General features: G+C 53.8%; 12 protein-coding genes. 4 read left to right on the top strand and 8 right to left on the bottom strand.

Translation table 11 applies throughout. The features are described from left to right. Nucleotides 1-13: 13 nt before the first annotated feature. From EQG79_RS02070 to EQG79_RS02045, 6 genes are all read right to left on the bottom strand, one after another. Complete coding sequence (locus EQG79_RS02070; protein WP_077920074.1) at nucleotides 14-1,744, bottom strand: RagB/SusD family nutrient uptake outer membrane protein; 1,731 nt, start codon at nucleotides 1,742-1,744, stop codon at nucleotides 14-16. A 23-nt stretch (nucleotides 1,745-1,767) separates the two neighbouring features. Next, nucleotides 1,768-4,695: a SusC/RagA family TonB-linked outer membrane protein gene (locus EQG79_RS02065; protein WP_129599602.1), complete on the bottom strand. Its 2,928-nt coding sequence runs from the start codon at nucleotides 4,693-4,695 to the stop codon at nucleotides 1,768-1,770. Nucleotides 4,696-4,707: 12 nt separating this feature from the next. Beyond that, complete coding sequence (locus tag EQG79_RS02060; protein ID WP_129599600.1) at nucleotides 4,708-6,537, bottom strand: RagB/SusD family nutrient uptake outer membrane protein; 1,830 nt, start codon at nucleotides 6,535-6,537, stop codon at nucleotides 4,708-4,710. Between the two features lie 12 nt (nucleotides 6,538-6,549). Continuing rightward, nucleotides 6,550-9,891: a SusC/RagA family TonB-linked outer membrane protein gene (locus tag EQG79_RS02055; RefSeq protein WP_129599598.1), complete on the bottom strand. Its 3,342-nt coding sequence runs from the start codon at nucleotides 9,889-9,891 to the stop codon at nucleotides 6,550-6,552. A 217-nt stretch (nucleotides 9,892-10,108) separates the two neighbouring features. Next, nucleotides 10,109-11,110, bottom strand: a complete 1,002-nt coding sequence (locus EQG79_RS02050) for a FecR family protein (RefSeq protein WP_129599596.1) — start codon at nucleotides 11,108-11,110, stop codon at nucleotides 10,109-10,111. Nucleotides 11,111-11,162: 52 nt separating this feature from the next. Further along, complete coding sequence (locus EQG79_RS02045; protein WP_077920069.1) at nucleotides 11,163-11,777, bottom strand: RNA polymerase sigma-70 factor; 615 nt, start codon at nucleotides 11,775-11,777, stop codon at nucleotides 11,163-11,165. Between the two features lie 449 nt (nucleotides 11,778-12,226). On the opposite strand from EQG79_RS02045, the gene EQG79_RS02040 reads away from it, so the two are divergent. Together EQG79_RS02040 and EQG79_RS02035 are read left to right on the top strand one after the other, a co-directional pair. Continuing rightward, the gene (locus EQG79_RS02040; protein WP_129599594.1) at nucleotides 12,227-13,276 is read left to right on the top strand and encodes a hypothetical protein; all 1,050 of its coding nucleotides are present in this window, start codon (nucleotides 12,227-12,229) and stop codon (nucleotides 13,274-13,276) included. Between the two features lie 137 nt (nucleotides 13,277-13,413). Next, nucleotides 13,414-15,945 (top strand): glycosyl hydrolase-related protein, encoded by a 2,532-nt coding sequence (locus tag EQG79_RS02035; protein ID WP_165358826.1) that lies wholly within the window; start codon nucleotides 13,414-13,416, stop codon nucleotides 15,943-15,945. A gap of 458 nt (nucleotides 15,946-16,403) precedes the next feature. Here EQG79_RS02035 and EQG79_RS02030 read toward each other — a convergent pair whose 3' ends face one another. Together EQG79_RS02030 and EQG79_RS02025 are read right to left on the bottom strand one after the other, a co-directional pair. Continuing rightward, nucleotides 16,404-18,020, bottom strand: a complete 1,617-nt coding sequence (locus EQG79_RS02030; RefSeq protein WP_129599590.1) for an FAD-binding protein — start codon at nucleotides 18,018-18,020, stop codon at nucleotides 16,404-16,406. A 25-nt stretch (nucleotides 18,021-18,045) separates the two neighbouring features. Further along, nucleotides 18,046-18,417 carry a hypothetical protein gene (locus tag EQG79_RS02025; protein ID WP_129599588.1) on the bottom strand — a complete coding sequence of 124 codons (372 nt, stop codon included), beginning with the start codon at nucleotides 18,415-18,417 and terminating at the stop codon, nucleotides 18,046-18,048. Nucleotides 18,418-18,662: 245 nt separating this feature from the next. Here EQG79_RS02025 and EQG79_RS02020 point away from each other — a divergent pair, with 245 nt between their 5' ends. Then, a complete protein-coding gene (locus tag EQG79_RS02020; protein ID WP_077920063.1) occupies nucleotides 18,663-19,139 on the top strand; it encodes a YsnF/AvaK domain-containing protein in 477 nt (158 codons plus the stop codon). A gap of 38 nt (nucleotides 19,140-19,177) precedes the next feature. Further along, the gene (locus tag EQG79_RS02015) at nucleotides 19,178-20,146 is read left to right on the top strand and encodes a YsnF/AvaK domain-containing protein (RefSeq protein ID WP_077920062.1); all 969 of its coding nucleotides are present in this window, start codon (nucleotides 19,178-19,180) and stop codon (nucleotides 20,144-20,146) included. Nucleotides 20,147-20,198: the final 52 nt, after the last annotated feature.

The raw sequence follows: 20,198 nt of genomic DNA, 5'->3' as shown, positions 1-20,198 counted from the left end.
CGTGGGTCGATCCTTACCAGAGTGGATTCTGGATCATGCCGGTAACGATGTTCAGTTCGCTCTGGGGAATCGGATACAGGTACATTTTAGGCGTGAACACCCGATCTTCTACCTTTACCACCGCGTAGGTAAACGTGTTGTCGGCATTGCGGGTGATGTTCACGCCCGTTAGTGGCTTGTTAAAATAAGCGGGCCCCTGCATCCATCGGCGCACATCCCAGAACCGGTGATCTTCGAAGGCAAACTCAACCCGTTTTTCATTACGAATCCGCTCCCGCATGTCGGCCTGCGAAAGTCCGGTCGGCAGGGGAGGCATGGCCACGCCCGTGCGCGTTCTCACCAGGTCTACGTATTTCTTGATATCGGCGTTGCCGGGGTTCCATTCGTTCAGGGCTTCGGCATAATTGAGATACATCTCCGGAAAACGGAAGATGATCCAGCTGTGAACGCCCGTGTTCCCGTTGATCAGGTTCAGGCTTTCAATCTGGTATTTCCGCAAATAATAACCGGTCTTAGACGCATTGATGATCGGCCTGGCATCGAGGCCACCGGTCCAAAGCTGCACGTTACGGCTGGGCGTACCGAAGGCCGAGTTGTTGGTAACGATGGAAAAGCCCAGCCGCGGGTCCCGGTTAGCGTACGGATTGGCCCGCATAGCCGGGTCGTTCCAGTCGAACTTGACGGCCGTAGTGGCGTTTACTTTTACCTCATACGCATCCACCAGATCCTGCGACGGCGTGTTCCCGCTAAGGCCCAGGTTGAAGCCGATGGGGGAGTTGTTTCGCTCGAACTGATTACTGGCCGCGTTGCTTCGGGTAAAAATAATCTCGGGGTTATTGAACGTGTTGAAGAGCGACTTGTAGTTCCCCAACGTCACAGCACCACCCGCATCGATCACGACTTTTGCGGCATCGGAAGCCGCTTTCCAGCGGGCCGCCCGGTCGCCGGTGGGGAGTGCGATGAATTCTGGCTTTGCATAGCCGCCCGCCCAGCCCGGGTTATTGAACAAATCGCTGGCGGCATAGAGCAACACGCGGCTTTTCAGCGCGAGCGCCGTGAGCCTGGTAACCCGGCCCAGATCGGTAGCCGCTACGTAGGGGAAGGTGGAGGTGTTGAGGGGCAGCTGGGCCGCTGCCGAATCGCACTCGGCGGTTATAAACTGGAGACAATCGTTGAGCGACGCCCGGGGAATGTTCCTGACATCATCTTCCAGCGAGAGCGCTTTGGTGAGCAGGGGTACGCCACCGTACCGCTTTACCAGTTCAAAATAATAATAAGCGCGCAGAAACCGGGCTTCGTATGTCCACCGTTTAATAGCCGCCAGGTTGGTTTGATACACTTGCTGGGCCGAAGGCGACGGGTCCAGTTTCCAGGGGTCAAGGTTGACTTTTCCGGTAGACAGCAGAAACTGGTTCACCTTGCGAATACTCCGGTAGTAGTTGCCCCACACGAAGTCCGGGTTGTTGATCGCGTTCCAGCTGCCGGTGTTGAAGCTTTGAACGGTGTTTGTTTCGGCGGTGAACTCGGCTTCGTCCGTGGCCGATGCCATCATAGCCGCTCCCCCAATGTACAGCATGCCATCGGGAATGTCGGAATAAATGGCGTTCAGTAAAGCCTGGACGTTGCCAAATGACTGTTCAATCTCGTTTCGGCCAATGGTGGTCACAAACTCACGGTCAAGATCCTGGCAGGCCGCGAGCCCTGTCCCGATCAGGCAAATGATGCTATAGATATATTTCTTCATTCGTTAGCTCCGATTAAAATGAGTTACAACTGAACGCTTAGGCCCACTGTCACCGTCCGGGTTACAGGGTATCCGGTCAGGGATTCAGGGTCGCCGTATGGAATTCGGTCGATCGAGAAAAGATTGGTACCGTTCAGGAAGAACCGGGCTGTTCGAATTCGGATCTGGTTCGACAAACTGGCCGGTATCGTGTAGCCAACTTCGGCGCTACGCAACTTGACAAAGCTGCCATCGCGTTGCCAGAAGGTTGAAAACTGGTAGTTATTGAGATTGTCTTTCGAGGACAACCGTGGGTAGTCGGCGGTTTCGGCCGTTTGGGGTGTCCAGCGGTTGAGCGCAATCGGAGCAACCTGGCCGTTGCTCTGGAAGGCCTGGAAGTAATTGCCGCCCAAATAAACCGTATTCCCAGTAGCACCCTGAAACACCAGATCGGCATCGAAGCCTTTGTAGCGAAGGCCCGTGTGCAGACCCGCCGAGAAGTTCGGCAAACCGGGTTTACCAATGGGCAAGCGGTCATTACCGTCGATGACACCATCGGGTTTGCCGTCGGGTCCGCCGATGTCCTGGTACTTTATATCACCCGCCCTGATCACTTCGGTCAGCACGCCGGGTACGGTTTTGGGATCGATCAGGCGCTGGGCAATATCGGCCTCGCTATAAAAGCCAATGGCTTTCAGACCCAGCGGCTGACCAATGGCCCGCCCCGTTCCGTACAGTTGCGTGTTGGCCTGAAGAGCCTCTGCGTTGAACACAATCTTGTTTTTAAAGTACGAAAGGTTGGTCTCGACAAAAAACTGAAAAGCGTTTTTGCTACCACTGGTGTATCGGATGGAGCCATCGAAACCCCGGTTATTGGCTTTGCCCTGATTCAGGTTAGGCGTCACTATACCCAGAATCAATGGCGTTGTGCTGTTCGATGGTACCACAATGTCGTACCGGTCCCGGTTGAAATAATCGAAGGTGATGTCGATGTTTTTAAAGAGGGTGGCATCCAGCCCAATATTGACCGACTTCTCTTTCTCCCAGGTCACGTTGGGGTTGGCAATGGCGTTTTCGGCAAAGCCACCGACGGCCGTGTTTCCCGTGCCGAAGAAGTAACCCCCTCCGCCGAAGGTGGGCGTATAGGCATACCGGGTCGACAAGCCCAGCGGTACAATTATATCGTTGCCAACCAGACCGTACGAGCCCCTGAATTTTAGATAATCAATGGCTGTACTGTTCGTCAGGAATTTTTCATTGGAGGCAACCCACCCGATGGAACCCGCCGGGAAATAGCCATACCGGTTGCCGGGCGCAAAAATATCACTGCCCATGTACCCTACCGACGCTTCGGCAATGTACTTGTTATTGTAGGCATACGTCAGTCGGCCGGCGGCACTGTTGTGTTTGTAGGGGTCCGTTGAATTGGCTGTCGGTGTTGACGGGTCTGAGGCTGGCCCGAACACGGTTACATTGTCGGTATTCACCATCAACATCGCCGACACATTACTTTTGCCAACGGTCCGGTTGTAATTCAGAAAGCCCTGGATAATCAGGTTGCGGTACTGATCGAGCGTTTCTTCGGCGCCGGCCAGGGATGTTAACTGACCAATAGCCGGGCTGTATACCGTATCGCCTGCTGCGCCTTTTGTAAGGCTAAACCGGGGATACTGCTTTGTTTTTCGCGAGCCCGATTCGAAGTAGTTATTGATCGAGAGCGCCACCGACGCACTCAACCCTTTGGCCAGCATATCTAATTGCTCCGTAAATTTCAGCGAGGTCAGAATGGTGCGGGAATTGTTTTTGTAAAATCCGGTCGATAGCAAGTTGGCTACGGGATTGGCGTACAAGGCATTACCGCCAAAACTCCCATTTGGGTTGTAGACCGGAAAGGCATTGGGCGGCAGCTGGGCCAGCAGGTTGAACGTTCCTCCGGTGGTGTAGTTGTTGGGGTTATTGGTTTGCTCGATGGAGCCGGCAATCTTGAATTCTGCGGTAAATCGTTTGGTCAGGCTTATATCCAGATTCGTGCGGAAGTTGTACTTCGAGTAGTTCGAGTTCGAACTTTCCTCCGCTCCGGCGTACCGGTTCATATCCCCGAATTTTTTGAACAGGCCGTTGCTTCTCAGGGCGTTCAGCATTACGAAGTAGCGCACGAATTTGTCGCCCCCGCCAAACGTCAGGTTGTAGCTGGAAACGGGTGCTGTTTTCCGCAGGGTTTCTTTGTACCAGTCGACGTTGGGGTGAAATACGGGATCGGTGCCGTTCCGGTAAGCCTCCAGGTCGGCATCGGTATAGCGAGGCTGCAGGCCGTCGTTTACCAGGGCTTCATTGTAGAGAACGCTGTAGTTGTAGGCATTCAAAAACTTGGGTAGGTACTGAGCCTGATTAAAGCCCTGTTTGGTGGTAAACGAAATGCGCAGGGGGCCTTCTCTACCTGCTTTCGTGGTCACCAGCACAACGCCATTGGCCCCGCGAGCCCCGTAAATGGCCGTTGCTGAGGCATCCTTGAGCACCGTAATGGTTTCAATTTCTTCGGGCATCAGCTGCATGAAGGCATTGGACGTACCCGACCCGTTGCTGATATACCCGTCGATCACGTACAGGGGAGCATTACCTGCCCCGCCAAAAGTGTTTACCCCGCGCACAAACAGGCCCGGCGTAGCCGCCCCCGGCTCCGACCCGCCCTGCGTAACCGACAAACCAGGTAAGCGGCCATACAGCGTATTGCCCAGGTTGAGGGTAAAGTTTTTTTCTAAATCAACCCCGTACACGGTCGAAATGGCACTGGTTACGTGGCTAACCGGCTGGGTGCCGTAGCCAATGGCCCGGCTGGCCGGCTTCGTGTACGGAGCAATGGTATCCAATGTGGGTACGGGCATATCCACGCCCTGTTGCGCCTGCAGAGCCGGAGCGGTGAGCGCAAACAGGAGAAAGAGTGAAGCCCCTTTGTTGGTATAGGATCGTTTCATGGTGTGAGGAGCTTACCAGCCGGGATTCTGAATGAGGTTTCCCTTGAGCACTTCGTTTTGCGGAAACGGGTGCAGGTACATGTTTTTATTGAATGTCCTGGTCTCGAAAGTGTAGGGTTTCCAGGTGTATTTGTAATTGGGAGCCGTACCCGTCCGCGTAATTTGTAAGCCCTCGAAGTTGCCTTTCATTACCCCTTCTTCTTCGGCAATGAGCCAGCGTTTGATGTCCCAGAACCGATGATCGTCGTTGACCAGCTCGATGGCAATTTCATTACGGACCCGCTGGCGGAACTGCTCTTTGGTTAATCCTGCTGGCAGGTTCGGCATCCCCGACCGGGTTCGGATGGCGTTTACGGCGGCATAGGCCTCCGCTACCGGGCCCGAAAATTCGTTCAGCGCTTCGGCGTAGTTGAGATACAGTTCGTTGACCCGGAAGATCACGTCGTTCATGACGAAATTGGCGCTGGTGGCATTGCGGGGGATGTACTTACGGAGCCAGACACCGCCTTTACAGTTCGCGTAATCTTTACCGCCATTATAAATCTGAGCAATGGGGTCGCGGGCGGTATAGTAGCCGTTCGTGTACGACATGGTTTGCTTGAAGCGGGGGTCCAGTTCGTTGTATTTGGCGATCAGATCGGTTCCGCCGGCGGCATCCCAGGTTTGGGGTGTTCCGTCGAGTTTCTCATATTTCCTTATGAAATTCAGAGGTACACTGATGCCGCTCCAGAACGAGCCGTAGCAGGTTGGGTTCCAGAACGTCAGGGGCGCATTGCCGACATTGGTAATGCCGTTGGCGCTGTTGGCCCCGCCCTGGTACATCATGATCAGCTCTTTGTTATTATTCGTTTCCCACGACACCCGGTAGTTTCCGAGGGGGCCAACCGTACCATTATCCAACTCTTTCGGAATCCGGTTAGCCGGCTCGTCGATAAGGCCGTAGCCATTGGCCAGGGCATAGTCGATAGCGGCTTTGGCGGCATCGGCAGCCAGTTTCCAGCGGTTGGGGTCGGCATTGCCGTAGCAGATCAGTTGATTATCGGCCGCATTGCCCATGCTGATCACGGGGGTAGCCGTGTTGAACTGGGGGCTGGCTGCGTAAAGCAGTACTTCTGATTTGATGGCCAGAGCCGCCAGCGCGGTTATACGACCCGTTTGAGAGGCAGAATAGACAGCCGGCAGATTGGGAATGGCCTCATCAACGTCTTTCACGATAAACTTGACGCAATCGTCGAACGAACTTCTGGGCACGTCTACCTGCTCACCTGGCTGAAATACCTTTTCTACGATAGGCACCCCGCCATAGCGTTTCAGCATTTCCATGTAATTCATGGCCCGCAGGGCCTTCACTTCCGCAACGACCTGCTTTTTGTACGCATCGTCGGCATCGGGAACTTCATTGATCCGCTTCAGTACCAGGTTAATCTGTCGCATGGCGATCCAGCGGATGTAGTACCGGAAGTCCTCTACGTTTACGATGTTGGCCGGCAGGATGACCCCTTCGTTCCACCGGTTGTTGTTTATAAAGGCAGCTTCCGATGCATCGCCTTCATCGCTGATACTGGAACTGGGGTGAATGCAGTCGGTGGTGTTTACGCCCGAGAACGGGGTGTAATAATTGGCTGGGCTGGCAACGGCTTCACTCTGAATTCTGTACCGGAAGTTTGAATGAACAGCGTAGCGGTAAATGGTGGTCACAAACGTCTCCAGGTTGGCTTTGTTCAGAAAAGCGTTGTCTTCTGTGAGGTCAACCCCAGGGGCCTTGTCCAAAAATTTCTTTTCGCAGGCAGTCGTTATGAAGCAGCAGATAACGACCGTAGCGATGAAGTACAGCTTTTTCATAGGGGTGGTTTATTAAAAATTCAGGTTCAATCCTGCGTTGATGGTTCGTACGAGCGGGTAGGGTTCCGTGTTAGTATCGCCGGTCGAGGTGTTCTCGGGATCGATACCCGGTAGCATTCTGTCCCAGGTAATCAGGTTGTTGGCATTTACATAGATACGACACGAGTTTAGCCCGACGCGCTTGAGAATGCCCGGCTGAAATTTGTAGCCTACTTCGGCATTCTTTAGCCGCAGGTAACTGGCGTCGGCCAGCCAGAACGAAGACCCTTCATTGTTCGGATTGCTGTTGACCGAAAACCGGGGAAATCGGATGGGTAAGCCAGCTTCGTAGCGTTCGACACTCCAGCTTTCGTTAAAATAACTCGGCGATCCTTCCGGGGGAGCCTGCCCGTAACCGGTCCCTTTCTGAAACCGGGTGTAATAGTGCGACACGTTGGTAACGCCCTGAAAAAGCACCGAGAAATCGAACCCTTTGTAATTGAGGCTAATGGTAGATCCAAACGTTTTTTCGGGGATGTTGGAGAAGCCAATCGGGGCGGCATCGAAATTGTCGATGATCCCGTCACCGTTGTAGTCTCGGTACCTGATGTCTCCCGGCTGAATTTTATTATTTGAATACGAGTAAACAGGCCGGGCCGGGTCGTTGACTTCTTCCAGCGTATTATACAGTCCTTCGGCAATAAGCCCGAAGTTTTGTCCGAGCCGCTGCCCAGTCCGATTTTGGTAGGCGTACCTGTTGGGTATTTCATCGCGGTACAGAACCTTGTTGCGGGCAAAGCTTAAATTAGCCGAAACGCGATACCCCAGGTTGCCTATTTTATCGGTGTAGGCAATATCGACTTCATACCCTTTGTTCTCCATTTTGCCGAGGTTGCTGGCGGGTTGCGCCAGACCGGCAATCGATGAAATGGTTTGGGGCGTGGCCAGGATATCACTACGCTTCTCGTTGAAGACATCGGCCGTAAACCTGATTTTGTCTTTCCAGAACCACATCTCCAGGCCTATATTCTGTTTGACGGCTCGTTCCCAGGTCACGTCGGGGTTTCCGGTGGCTCCTTCCCGTATGCCGGGAAAGCCACTATAGGTACTGCCTACATTGCCAAAATAGTAGATGTTAGGCACCGACGAATAGCTGGTCGAGCGGTAGAGAAAGCGCGTACCGCCAATGTTATCATTCCCCACAACGCCATACGAGCCTCTGATTTTGAGGAAGTTGATAAAGCCGGCTTTCTGAAAAAATGGCTCCTGCGATACCACCCAGCCCAACGAGTAGGCCGGGAACAAGCCAAACCGCTTGCCGGGTGCAAAGTTCTCCGTGCCATTGTACCCAACGTTGACTTCGGCCAGATACCGACCGTTATAATCATACGTAGCCCGGCCAACAAAGCTCTGATAGCCTTTGGGAATCAAAAAGGCCAGGGCGGGGTCGAACGTTTTTTGCTGGTTATAGAGCAGCAGCCCCGTGACGTTGTGCAGGGCGAAGCTTCGTTTGTAGTCAATACCAAATTCGGCGGTTACGCGTCTGGTGAACGTGCCCACCTGGGCAAAATTGAACTGCGCTTCGGTAGTTGAGGGGACCAGGTTGACCGTGCCATCGGGCAGTTTGGTAGCCAGGTAGGTAATCAGCGTTTTGGTGTTGGTAATCTGCTGGTCGTTGTAGGTCTGCATGGCTACGTTGGCGTGGACCGACAGGCCGGCCGTCAGTGCATCGAGGTCATAATCAGCCCGCACGTTTCCATTGAGGTAGTTTCGGTAGGAGCGCTTGAGCCCCCCCGCCTGGCCCGGGTAAAGCAGGCTGACGTAGGGGTTGTTCTGGGAACCCGTAGTAATATTGACCACTTTGCCGTCTACCACACCGGGCGTACTCAGGGGGCTGGCCCGGCCAATATCACCCACCACACGCTCGGTACTCGGTCCATTGTTACCGCTCCGAGTTTCGGTTTGTGACGACAGGTCGAGGGTAAGTTTCAACCGGCGGGTTACGTCGAAATTGAAGTTTGACCGGACATTGTAGCGCTTGTAGATCGACTGGGGCGAAAAGGCGTCCACCACATCCCGGGTATCTTTGAACAAGCCTTCCTGATTGAAGAACCCCGCCGAAATGAAATATTTTACTTTGGTCTGCCCTCCGCTGATGTTGATATTGTGCTGCGACTGAGTCGAGACTTTTTTAAACATCACATCAAACCAGTCCACATTGGGGTGAAAAATTGGGTCCTGCCCGTTTTTATACAGTTCTATATCCTGATCCGTGTAGCGGGGAACGTAAACCGCCCCCGTTACGAACGTATCATTCTTCAGGGCTTCGTTGAAGTGCGTGGCATAATCGGCACTGTTCATCATTTCCCGCATGTCGGTGAACGAATTGAAGCCCTGGTTAAAGGTGTAGCTCACTTTGGGTGGGCCTACTTTTCCCCGCTTCGTGGTGATGATCAGTACACCGTTGGCCCCCCTGATCCCGTATACCGCCGTTGAAGAAGCATCTTTCAGAATCGTTACCGACTCAATTTCGTTGGGATCGATGTTGTTGTAGTTGTCAACCTGAATACCGTCTACGAGCGTCAACGGATCGGTATTTCCCGAAAACGTACCTACCCCGCGGATTCTGATTTTGGAGCCGTCGTTCCCCGGCTCACCACCCGACTGGGTCGCAAACAAGCCGGGCAAACGGCCTACGAGCGAGTTGCTGATGTTGGCCACCGGCGACTGAATCAGTTCTCTGGTGCCAATGGTCGAAATGGCTCCCGTCGCGTTTATTTTTTTTTGGGTACCAAACCCCACTACCAGTACTTCATTCAGTTCTTTGAGGTCGTTATTCAGGGCTATGTTGAGCTGGGTGCGGTTCCCTACAGTCACTTCCTGCTTTTCGAACCCCACAAAGCTGAATATCAGCACCGCGTTTCCATTGGGGACGGAGATACTGAATTTACCGTTGGCATCCGTGTTGGTTCCTCGGGTAGCTCCTTTGATCACGATACTAACGCCCGGAATAGGCTCTCCTTTTTCGCTGTCAGTCACTACGCCGGTTACCGTCTGATCCAGGGGTTGTTTCATCTGCAGCGGAACCAGACCGGGGTTCATCGGTTGCGCCAGCGGACTGTCGCTTCCCTTGCTGGCCGTGGCAACGGCTTTGATATCCGCAGGCAAGGGGTTTACCTGAACCGATTTCGTGTCGTTTTTTTCCAGAATCAGGTAGGTATCCTTTCGAATGCGACGGTAGCGCAGACCGGTCCGTTCCAACAACGTCGATAACGTTTTCTCGACGGACCAGCTGGTCTTGACTTGCCCGGTAAAAATGAGTTTGTCAACCAGCAGGCGCTCATCGAAGAGAATATTGACCTGCTTTTGGTTCATCAGATCCAGTAAGACAGTGCGTAGCTGAACCTGTTGCTGTTGCGTTGCTTTAAAAGCGGGTTGGTGAGACTTTCGGCCAAGGGCAGCCAAAACCTGTGGATACCCGGTTTGCAGTGTCAGGCAAAGCAAACCGAATATGCTCCAGCCCAGAGTCCGCTGTAATGGTCTGGTAGAAAGCAGCATAGTAGAGTTAGGAATACAGATTGATTGTCTAGATTTAGTTGACCAGGTATTTCTGATTATTGCGCGTCACAATCCGGTAACCCGTAATTTCGGTGATTACCGCCAGCAGATCCTCGGCCCGTTCGGCCCGAAAACGACCGGTAATCTGATAGTTGGCCAGGGAGTCGTTTTCCAGCTTGATAGTCTCGCCAAACTGGTCGTTCAGCATTGTCAGCACGTCGCCCAGCGAATGATGATCAAACACAAACAGGCGATTTCGCCAGGTCGTCAACTGGCGGGTTGGCTGGCGAGTGGCCAGCTGAAGGGCTCCTCCTGTATCGATGGAAGCCACATCACCTGGTTTGAGCGTCATCAGCGGCATATCGGTACGGCTTGTATCCTGCTTGAGGGCAATTTTTCCCGTATGTAAGGCCACCCGAAACTGCTTTCCTGTCGACCGGATCACAAACTCAGTACCCAGCACAACGACATCTACGTTACTGGGCGTCTTTACAATGAAACGTTGGTGATTTTTCTGGTGGGTGACGGAGAAATCGGCTTCTCCTGTCAGCTGGATGGAGCGGTCTCCGAACGGGAGGAAATAAATTGGCGCGCGCAGTTCAGAATTCGCGTTGAGGGTGGCCTGGCTACCATCCGCCAGCTGGATGGTAGCGATCTGCCCGCTGCCGGTCCGGTAGGTGTTCCAGAATAGCGTATCGCGCAGCAGAAAGCTTACCCCCATGATCAGAACAAAACTAGCCGCCATCATCCACCAGCCAGCCAGCGGCCGCCATACCGGCAGGGGACGACTCGACTGGGTTTCTGCCGGTGCTGATTGGGCTGCTTCTCCATCGACACGGCTGCTCAGGGCCACCCAGGCTTTATCGGTATCGCCCAGCGATTGGGGATAAAGGTCTTCCCATTCTGTGAGCCACTGATAAAACGTTTCCTGATGCGCTGATTCCTGAAGCCATTCCACGATTAGCTTACGCTGCATGGGTGTGGCCAGGCCCGACCAGTATAGAAACAACAGCTCCCGATTTATGTCCTGATTCATTAGGTTGTATGTATAATGCTTACACTAGAGAGTCGCCAAACCGGGCTATCCCTTATAGTTCAGCAATAATTGTTCGGAGTAAGCGCAGGGCTTTGTGAATATGCACCTCCACCGTTTTAGGGGAGATCGACAATAACCGGGCGATTTCAGCGTGCGATTTACCGTCGAACCGGCTCAGCATGAACACCCGCTGATTCTGGGGCGGCAGCGATTTTATGGCCTGATCAATGGATAGATAGAGTTCATCGTACAGGATGATCTTTTCGGCAGAAGGGGTATCCAGTGCCGCCTGTTGCGCTTCCAGTATATCCAGCGATTCGTGTTTGAACTCCCGACGCAGGTGAGCAAAGGCGGCATACCGCACCGACATAAACAAATAGAGCCGGTACGATGTGGTAACGTTTGTGTACGATTCCTTTTGCCAGAAGTTCAGGAACACCTCACTCACAATATCATCCGCCACATCGGGCGAATAAACCAGGCGGGTAGCGTGGCTATAAAGCGGTTGGTAGTACCGTCTGAACAACAGCTCGTAACCAACCCGTGGGTTTTGCGCGAACGCCTGCCGGATAAAAGTTTCCCGATCATCGAAGTGACGCGTTTTGGGCTCCTCCGATGAGCGAAATGGCGCCGGTTCAGGATTGCTATCGGAAGTAGGTAGAGCCATAAAAAGATATGCAGTAAATGCTTACCCATACAAGAGTGATCAAGATGGGATATCCCTTACTCGATTTTGTGATTTTAGACCATTTTTTATGAGATTTCTTAAAAAAATGGCCATGATGTCCTGTTTGGCGGACTTTCCGGGCTAAAAAAATAGTGAACCCGTCGGATGGAGTTATTCCTGATGATTATCTAGTAGCCTTACGTAAAGCCAATGGGTGCGGTTACGGGTGAGATAAATTTCTGCAACGTTTCGGCATGACCTGAACCGGGAATAACGCGTACTACGCCCAGCAGAAGGATTAGGCTGATTGCCCCTGGTTGGCAGCCAGATGGCTTATCTGCGGAGGCCTGCCCCTTTTATCTGGCGCTCGACCGGACTGATCCGCAATCGGGCGACTGCTGTTTCGCCTGGATGACTTTGCTGGCTGCTGTAAGGGATGCCAATCCGAAATGACTCATGTACCTATCCGCAAAAAGGAGCAGATCAACTACCGAAAACTGAAATCAGACATGGCCCCTATGACCGTTCGTTTCGTCAGCCTCCTGTTGGGCTATATTCTGGCTTCTTTGTATTGTCATGCTCAGCAGGGGCCATCTACCGGCAAACGGCTCTTCCAGACTGGTTTTGAGGGGAGTAGCCGTGTGCTGAAACTCAACGGCACGAATGACCACGGTGCCCCAATGGAATACATCGACGGCGTAGATACGAGTTTTTCGGCCAACAGTAACTGGCGCACCGATTGGCAACGGCTGGTGAAGAGTGGCCGGATGCAGGTACAGTACACGGGGGGCGACTCGACCAAACGATTGGCCCGCGTCATGGCCGAACCGGGTAACCCCAAAAACCACGTACTCCACTACTGGCTCAATGACTCGTGGGCGGCTTCCGAAAACCAGCAAAAGGCCCGTATCCAAACCAATCTGTACGGCATCAACGGAGGGCTTACCGAGTTGTATCAGTCCGTTCGGGTGTTCCTGACCGACGATTTCAACGCGCTGAAGACGTACCCAAGGGCCATTAGCTGGTGCACGATCTCCGAGTTCTGGAACAACGAGTGGTGGGTGAAAGGCGAGCCCTACGGCTTTCGCATCACGCTCGGTATCGGCAAGGCAAGTGGCCCCCAAAACGAACTGAAATTTATTCTGAATGCTGAAAACGCGGGTCAGAAGGAAGTATGGCACGCCAATTCGGCTTCGTCAACCGTGGCGGTACCCATCGGGAGGTGGTTTACGATGGAGTATTACCTCAAAGAAGGGAACCGCGACACGGGGCGGTTTTTTCTGGCCATCACCCCCGACGGGCAGCCCCGGCAGGTCGTGTATGACATTACCAACTTCACCCACAACACCACCGATCCGTCACCCAACGGCATCACGGGCTATAATCCCATGAAATTGTACACCTCCAAAGAGTTGGTCAACCACGTACGGGCGCAGGGCAAAACGCTTCAGGTCTATTGGGATGATTTTACCCTCTGGACGGACAAGCAACCTGATTAGTACCTGGAATACAACAACGAAAGCCATTTTGCTCTGTCGGCAGTAAACCCACCCTGAACCCTGGAACAATGAACTTAGCTACCCCTTTTCGTACAGCCAGTGTCCTGAAAATAAGCTTCCTTTTGGTGTTTATCACGTTGACAACGTACCTGCATGCCCAACCCAAAAAGATTTACCTTGCCAACGACGACCATACCGACTATATGTGGACGGGCGACGAAGAGACCTATAAAAAGGCGTTCTCGGAAATGCTGGATTACTACATAAAGCTCAACGACTCGACCGCTCATCTGCCCTACAACCTGCAGAACAAGTGGAACTGCGATGGGTCATATTGGGTCTACAACTACCGGGAAACGCGCAGCCCCGAGCAGTTCAGCAAGCTCATCAAGCAGATCAGAGATGGTAAGATTACGGTGCCGCTGAATTCCATGATTGTGCTGATGGGCGCTGCTCCCGCCGAAGCCACCCTGCGCGACATGTACTATGCCGGCTCGCTGAAGCGGAAGTACGGACTGGATTTACCGCTGGTACTGAACATGGAAGATCAGGTATTGCCTCTGGGCTTATCGTCATTATGGGCCGGGTCGGGGGCCAGGTATTCCTGGAAAGGCGTTTGTACCTGCGCCACCAAAGTGACGGGGCTCGACCGGCATAAGCACCAGATGTACTGGTACAAAGGCCTTGACGATCAGCGTGTTTTGATGAAATGGTATTCCGTGAATCCGTCGATGATTACCAACCGGAAAGAGTACCGATATAACCTGGGAACGTACCTGGAAGCCGCGCATCAAAACAATGCGGTCACCGATTGTAAAGCCCTGATGAACGACCCTGTTTATCCGTACTCGATAGCGGGTGCATTTGGTAAAGGGGGCGACGATCTGAAAACCCTGACCAGTAATTTTCCAAAGGTTGCTAAAGACAAATCCGGAGCCGACTACGAGGTGATTGTGTCGAACGAAATCGATTTCTTTACAGACTTTGAGAAACAATATGGCGCTTCATTACCGACAGAAACGACCTCGTATGGCAGTACCGAATGGGGCAATAGTTTTGCCTCACTAGCTGAGGTGTCGGCTTCGGTAAAACGGGCTATTGAAAAGTTGAGAACGGCCGAAGCCGTTTACACATTCGTTGCGCTGAAAGACAAAAAGTTTGCTCAGGATTTAGCCACCCAAAAGGAAAAAGCGTGGCTGGCGTGTGGCATGTATTTCGAGCACGACTGGACCGCCGACGGGCCGCACATCACGCGCAAACAACGCGCCGACTGGCAGAAGAAAACGGCGGGTATTTTTATCAGTTACGTAGACACGCTGTACAACCGGTCGCTCAAACGGCTGGGGCAGTTGATTGCAAAACCTAACAACACGACGGAGTCATTTTATGTGTTTAACCCGCTGAACTGGGTACGTTCCGATTATAGCGATTACCCCTACGCTGGCCCGGCTACGATTCGGGTGGTCGACAAAACCGATGGGAAGGAAGTGCCTTTTCAACTGATCCGAAAAAAGGATAAACCCTACCTGCGGATTCTGGCGTCCAATGTTCCGTCGGTTGGCTACAAGGTATTTGAGATACAAAAGGTGGCTAAACCGGCTACGTTCCAAAGCAGCCTGGCCGTCACTGACAGTACCATTGAGAACCGGTTCTATAAACTAAAATTTACCGCTCAGGGCGTTATCACGAGTCTGATCGAAAAAGCAACGAATCGGGAATGGGTAAAGGCAAAGGATAAGCTGTACCTCAATGATTTAGGGTCTGGGTTGGGCAATCAGGGAGATAAGGTCAGGGTAGAAAATAAAGGCGCGGTATCGGTCACGCTGATGGCTTCTTCGTACAAACCCATCAAGCACACCTCAAAAGTGACTCTCTTTGAAAACAGCGACCGCATTGAACTGGAGAACTACATCACCCAGAATCTGGATGCCAAAGCGGTCACCTATGCCTTTTCGCTCAACCTCGACAAGCCCGATACGTGGCATGAAGAAGCGGGAGCCATTTTGCGGGTGAAGCCAACCATAAAAGGCGGACACTATGCCGACACCGCCAGCCGGTTCGACTGGCTGGCCATGAATCATTTCGCCGATATGTCAGACGCCAGCCGGGGTATGATCCTGTCGAATCGGGATGCGTATTTCATGAAAGTCGGTAAAAGCACCAATACGAAGCTGGATGAGGATACGCCCCAACTCAAAGTGCTGGCGGCTGGGCAGATCGACAATGCGCTGGGCATGATCAATCAGGATGGCGATTCGTATTTCGAGCATTTTCTAGCCCTGAAACCGCATATTGGGGGCTTCAACGCCAATGACGCCATGCGGTTCTCCCTGGCGCATCAGAACCCGTTGGTAGCGCACCCCATACAGGGTGGGTCAGGCTACGACCCCAGCCAGTTTTCGCTCGTTAGCCTGTCTGACCCCGACGCAATGCTCTGGGCCTTGAAACCGGCCGAAGAAGGCATTGAGAAAGGTATCATCATGCGCGTCTGGAACGTGGCCGACACCAACAAAGCGGTAACGGTGTCTGCCAATGTACCCATCGCAAAAGGGTTTAACACCACCCACATCGAAACCGATGATCAGGCCATTTCGCTCGACAAAGGCAAACTAACGACTGAATTAGGTCATAATCGGCTGCACACGTTCAGACTGTTTCTCGCCAGATAATTCAAAAAACGTAGACGACGACTTGTCGGAACATGCTTCTTGTGGCTGTTGGCCATAATCCTACAATGCCTTATCCAACCTGTTTTGCTCATCCGGCTAAAAGGATACCGGAGGGCTAGGCCGTGGTGCGGCCCTCGCATACACAGACCAATTTAGTGCAGAATGGCGCTGAGGTAGATTTCGCTCAGACCGAAGCCGGGTACTATCGGGTTGAGCAGGCCAAGACATTCCTGCTACAGACAAAACACCATGAAGACGGCGACCGGCTGCTGTTTACTAGCCGATCGTATACCAACGAACCCCGGACTGACGGCAAGAGCGCTATTCACTGTAAACCCAGCCTGAAACATTGACCAGACAGGCAACCAGGCGCCGTATCTGACTATGGGGCACAGACACGGAGTTAGCAATATAACTAGTCAGTCCCGTCAAACGCAGGGAGAACTCACGCTTTTCAGTCAGGCAACGATGCCCGCCGGAACTGGCGGTTTGTCCAGGCCGCAACGCTCCATAAACTCGTTGGTAAACACCGCCCGCGTGGGCTCGTCCAGTAGCTGCTGACGGGCGCTTAGCCAGGCATCGATACGGGCATCGCCGTACATCCGCCGAACCAGCGGTTCGCTGAGACCGTAATTGATCTTGCCCCAGTGCAGCGTGTACGGAATCCCGAGCTGATCGAGCCGGGCCCAGCTGCGCTGCAGAAACTGATTGGTCAGGTTGGAGTCGATCCCGTCCAGTTCGAGAACACAGGTGATCGGAAACCGGGTAAAGCCCAGCGTAGCGGGCGTCTGCTTCACCCAGCGAAGTCCCATCACACCCGGAAACGCCGTCTGCCGGTTCAACTCGATAATGGCCTCAAGAACCTGGGGGCTATGCCGGGCGTCGATGCCGATGGCCGAACTGCAGGCCCGGCCCCGAATGTCGGTCGGGGCAAAAAACTCCCGCATCGTGCCAACATACCCGTCGGTCTGCTCCAGGGCCATCGGGTACAGGGCGTTGACGAGGGTAGGGATAAGCATCCGGGGGCGAAGTTTATCCAGTACTGTCTGGATGAGGCCCAGGGTGTCGTCGCCGTACGTAAAGTCCGGTTTGTTGATAGTCGAAAAATCCAGGCCCGCCGGTTTGGTGGTGTGTTTGTAGAGGATTCGGACAAACGGCCCCCGGTCCGGGTTGGTACCGGTGGTGTCGAACTGGTGCGGGTTTACGATGAGCTGAAAATGATACGGTTCTCCCGAAGCACCGGTGGGGTCGGCGGGTGGGAGCCTTAGGGCGTCGGCAATGCCCGAAAAATCGCAGCTGGTCATGGCTTTTCTCAGGTCGGGGGTGTAGGCCACGCTTTTCTGACTGTATGACTTGAGCCAGAAGAGGTTGTCCACATCGAGCAGTAAGCCGTGAATGATACCGAAGGAGCCGAAACTGACCAGCGCGGCATTGAACAGCTCATCACTGCGTCGGACGTCGGTAATGCCCAGCCCCTCGGTAAAGGCCCGGGTCGTTACCGGATTTGAAGCCCGTTCGAGCCAGACGTGCCGGTCGGGGCCGCAAACCAGATGCATGCCAACCACCATATCCTGCGTTGCCCCCAGATCGAAGGCCGCCCCGTGTGTACCGGTCGAAATGGCGCCGGCTATGGTTTGCCCGTTGCTGGCGCCCGATACCCGAATCGACTTGCCCATCGATTCCAGCAGTTGCTCAAGGGTATGTACAGTATTGCCGCACTGGGTGAAGAAGAGCGAATCGGCCGGTTTCCCATACGCCGGATCGACGGAGCTCGGGCGTAGCCTGAACGTCTGGGTCAGCGCGTTGGTATCGATCATGCCGCCGTTGGTGACGCCTACTTGGGTGAACGACCAGTTTTTGCCGATGGCCCGCAGGCGTAAACCCTGGTCGATTGCGTGCTGAATCAGCCACTGGCAATTGGCCGTAGACTGCCGGTAAGCCGCCCGGCCATCGGGCATACCGGTCGGAATGTTGAGTTTGAACGAAGCTCCGCTCGTCAGCGGTTGGGTAAAGTTCTCGTGCCGATTGGTCAGCGATGTGATGGTGAGGGGTTCGAGTCCGTTTGGTAAGCTCATGAGGCAACGGGAGAAGGGTGGGTGATTAGAGCGAATCGGTAGGCGGAACGTAGGGCGCACAACACCACTGTACGCGCCGTTTGGTGACGATACCAAGCGTTACGGTCGACAGCAGGTAATGGCCAAACGTCGACTTGACGGTTACGCCATTCAGGTGATTGAAGGCATGGCCCGGATTGCAGTTAGGCTGAATGTCGGCGGGCTGCTTCAGGCCCCAGAAATAAGCCGTTACGGTTTGCTGGGTGTAGCTGACATTGGCGGGGGTGTTGCAGTCGGGGGCGGTGCTGATGCGGGTCGTCATGCAACTCATCAGCAGCAGGACTAAACCCGGCAAACCAAGTGCAGATACCAGACGGGGTAAGAAGGAGGCAGGCGTCAGTGTGGCTGATTGGATCATGGGTGAGTAGCGTTTATCAGACTTAGTCGAAAAGACGCCAACGCCGGAAATACAATCGCTAGGGTATTGATCGAACGGTAGATAGGACTTTTTTCTGGCCCAATCGTTGGGATGATAAGCCAGCCCGGCAGCCGGGTGGCTACGGGGTCGTAGATAAATTATAGTAAATTAATAGAACAAATAGACATATAATCTCTTCCTATCATACAAGGGGCTGCAAAAGCCTGACCCGTTGGCGAGCGATTATGAATGAGGAACGAGAGCCGGGTGGCAACACCAACGAACAGCAGCAGCCGTCTTCCGGCACCTGGGTTACCACCGATTCGGTGGTGATTCCGGTCATTGAGGAGCAGCTGCGGGTTGAGACGCGTCAGGTTGAAACAGGGCGGGTCCGGCTCATAAAAACCGTTCAGGAAGTGGAAGAAACGGTGGCGGTTTCGCTCACCAATGAAACCGTGGAGATCGAGCGGGTGCCGGTTAATCAGACCGTGGGGGCACCTCCGCCTGTCCGGTACGAAGGAGAGACGACCGTTTATCCGGTTTTGAAAGAAGTGCTGGTCATCGAGAAGCGGCTTATGCTGGTCGAAGAAGTGCGGGTTACCCGACGCCGGACCGTCAGCAACAGCACCGAACGGGCCAGTGTGCGGCAGGAAACCGTTGTAATAGAACGGTCTGGCCAAAACAGCGAACGTCCGGCTCCGGATAGGGGGCCTTCGTTATAATCAAACTAACCTTTTATCAACGTTAATCAGGAGAAATCATGGCACTAACAGTGATCGGCGTATTCGACGACGCCACCGAAGCACAGCAGGCAGTAGATGCCTTGGTAAGCGATGGATTTTCGCGCAGTAACATCGATCTGTCGGCCCAGAAGACCGCGTATTCAGACAGCGAATACATTGCCGACAACAACCGGGTTGAAGAAGACCGGCGTGATTCAGGGGGCATAGGAGGCTTCTTCAGTTCGCTGTTTGGCAGTGACGATGACGACGATGCCCGGCGCCTGAGAACGGTGGCCGAACGGGGTACACTCGTAACGGTACACGTACAGACGGCCGACGAGGCCGAACGCTCTGCCGATATCCTCGACGATAACGGAGCCGTTGATGTTGACGAACGGGCCGCTCAGTACAACACCACCGCCGACTACGACAGCTCCCTGTCGGGAAGCAGCGCTACGATGGGGGCGGGTGTTGTTGGCAATACCGTCAATGACCTGACCGATAGTACGGATCTGGATCGGACGGTTGCCGAACGGGATGTGGCCTATACGGACCAGGATCGGGTAGTCGATGCGGACCAGACCATTAAAGTGATTCAGGAAGACCTGCAGGTAGGCAAACGCGACGTAGAACGCGGTGGCGTACGGGTTCGGAGCCGCATTGTAGAGCGTCCTGTTGAGGAAAGCCTCCGTTTGCGCGAGGAGCGGGTACACGTTCAGCGTACGCCCGTCAACCGCCCGGCCAATGCCGACGATCTGAACGCATTCCAGGAAGGTCAGATCGAACTGCGCGAACATGCCGAAATACCGGTCGTGTCGAAAACAGCGAACGTGGTCGAAGAGATATCGATCGGAAAAGAAGTGTCCGAGCGGGAAGAAACCATTCGGGATACGGTTCGCAGCACCGACGTAGACATAGAAAACCTGGATTCGTCGGTCGATCCGTCGCTTCGCAGCGCCGACCGTCGAACCGATCTGGACGACGATACGACATACGGCAGCCGTTAAGGTCCGGTCGTAACGGACATACGCAGACGTGCCCCCGGAAACTGATCATCGA

Origin of the sequence: Spirosoma sordidisoli (genome assembly GCF_004138325.1) — a bacterium.
GTDB classification, from domain to species: domain Bacteria; phylum Bacteroidota; class Bacteroidia; order Cytophagales; family Spirosomataceae; genus Spirosoma; species Spirosoma sordidisoli.
The sequence above is the reverse complement of the archived record's forward strand: the minus strand, read 5'-3'. Positions and strand labels throughout refer to the sequence as shown.

What these genes read in the sequence shown, in the direction of transcription:
- EQG79_RS02020 (WP_077920063.1), top strand. Translation starts at nt 18,663, where the DNA reads ATGAATGAGGAACGAGAGCCGGGTGGCAACACCAACGAACAGCAGCAG.
- EQG79_RS02040 (WP_129599594.1), top strand. Translation starts at nt 12,227, where the DNA reads ATGACTCATGTACCTATCCGCAAAAAGGAGCAGATCAACTACCGAAAA.
- EQG79_RS02055 (WP_129599598.1), bottom strand. Translation starts at nt 9,891, where the DNA reads ATGAACCAAAAGCAGGTCAATATTCTCTTCGATGAGCGCCTGCTGGTT.
- EQG79_RS02025 (WP_129599588.1), bottom strand. Translation starts at nt 18,417, where the DNA reads ATGATCCAATCAGCCACACTGACGCCTGCCTCCTTCTTACCCCGTCTG.
- EQG79_RS02030 (WP_129599590.1), bottom strand. Translation starts at nt 18,020, where the DNA reads ATGAGCTTACCAAACGGACTCGAACCCCTCACCATCACATCGCTGACC.
- EQG79_RS02045 (WP_077920069.1), bottom strand. Translation starts at nt 11,777, where the DNA reads ATGGCTCTACCTACTTCCGATAGCAATCCTGAACCGGCGCCATTTCGC.
- EQG79_RS02050 (WP_129599596.1), bottom strand. Translation starts at nt 11,110, where the DNA reads ATGAATCAGGACATAAATCGGGAGCTGTTGTTTCTATACTGGTCGGGC.
- EQG79_RS02060 (WP_129599600.1), bottom strand. Translation starts at nt 6,537, where the DNA reads ATGAAAAAGCTGTACTTCATCGCTACGGTCGTTATCTGCTGCTTCATA.
- EQG79_RS02070 (WP_077920074.1), bottom strand. Translation starts at nt 1,744, where the DNA reads ATGAAGAAATATATCTATAGCATCATTTGCCTGATCGGGACAGGGCTC.
- EQG79_RS02065 (WP_129599602.1), bottom strand. Translation starts at nt 4,695, where the DNA reads ATGAAACGATCCTATACCAACAAAGGGGCTTCACTCTTTCTCCTGTTT.
- EQG79_RS02015 (WP_077920062.1), top strand. Translation starts at nt 19,178, where the DNA reads ATGGCACTAACAGTGATCGGCGTATTCGACGACGCCACCGAAGCACAG.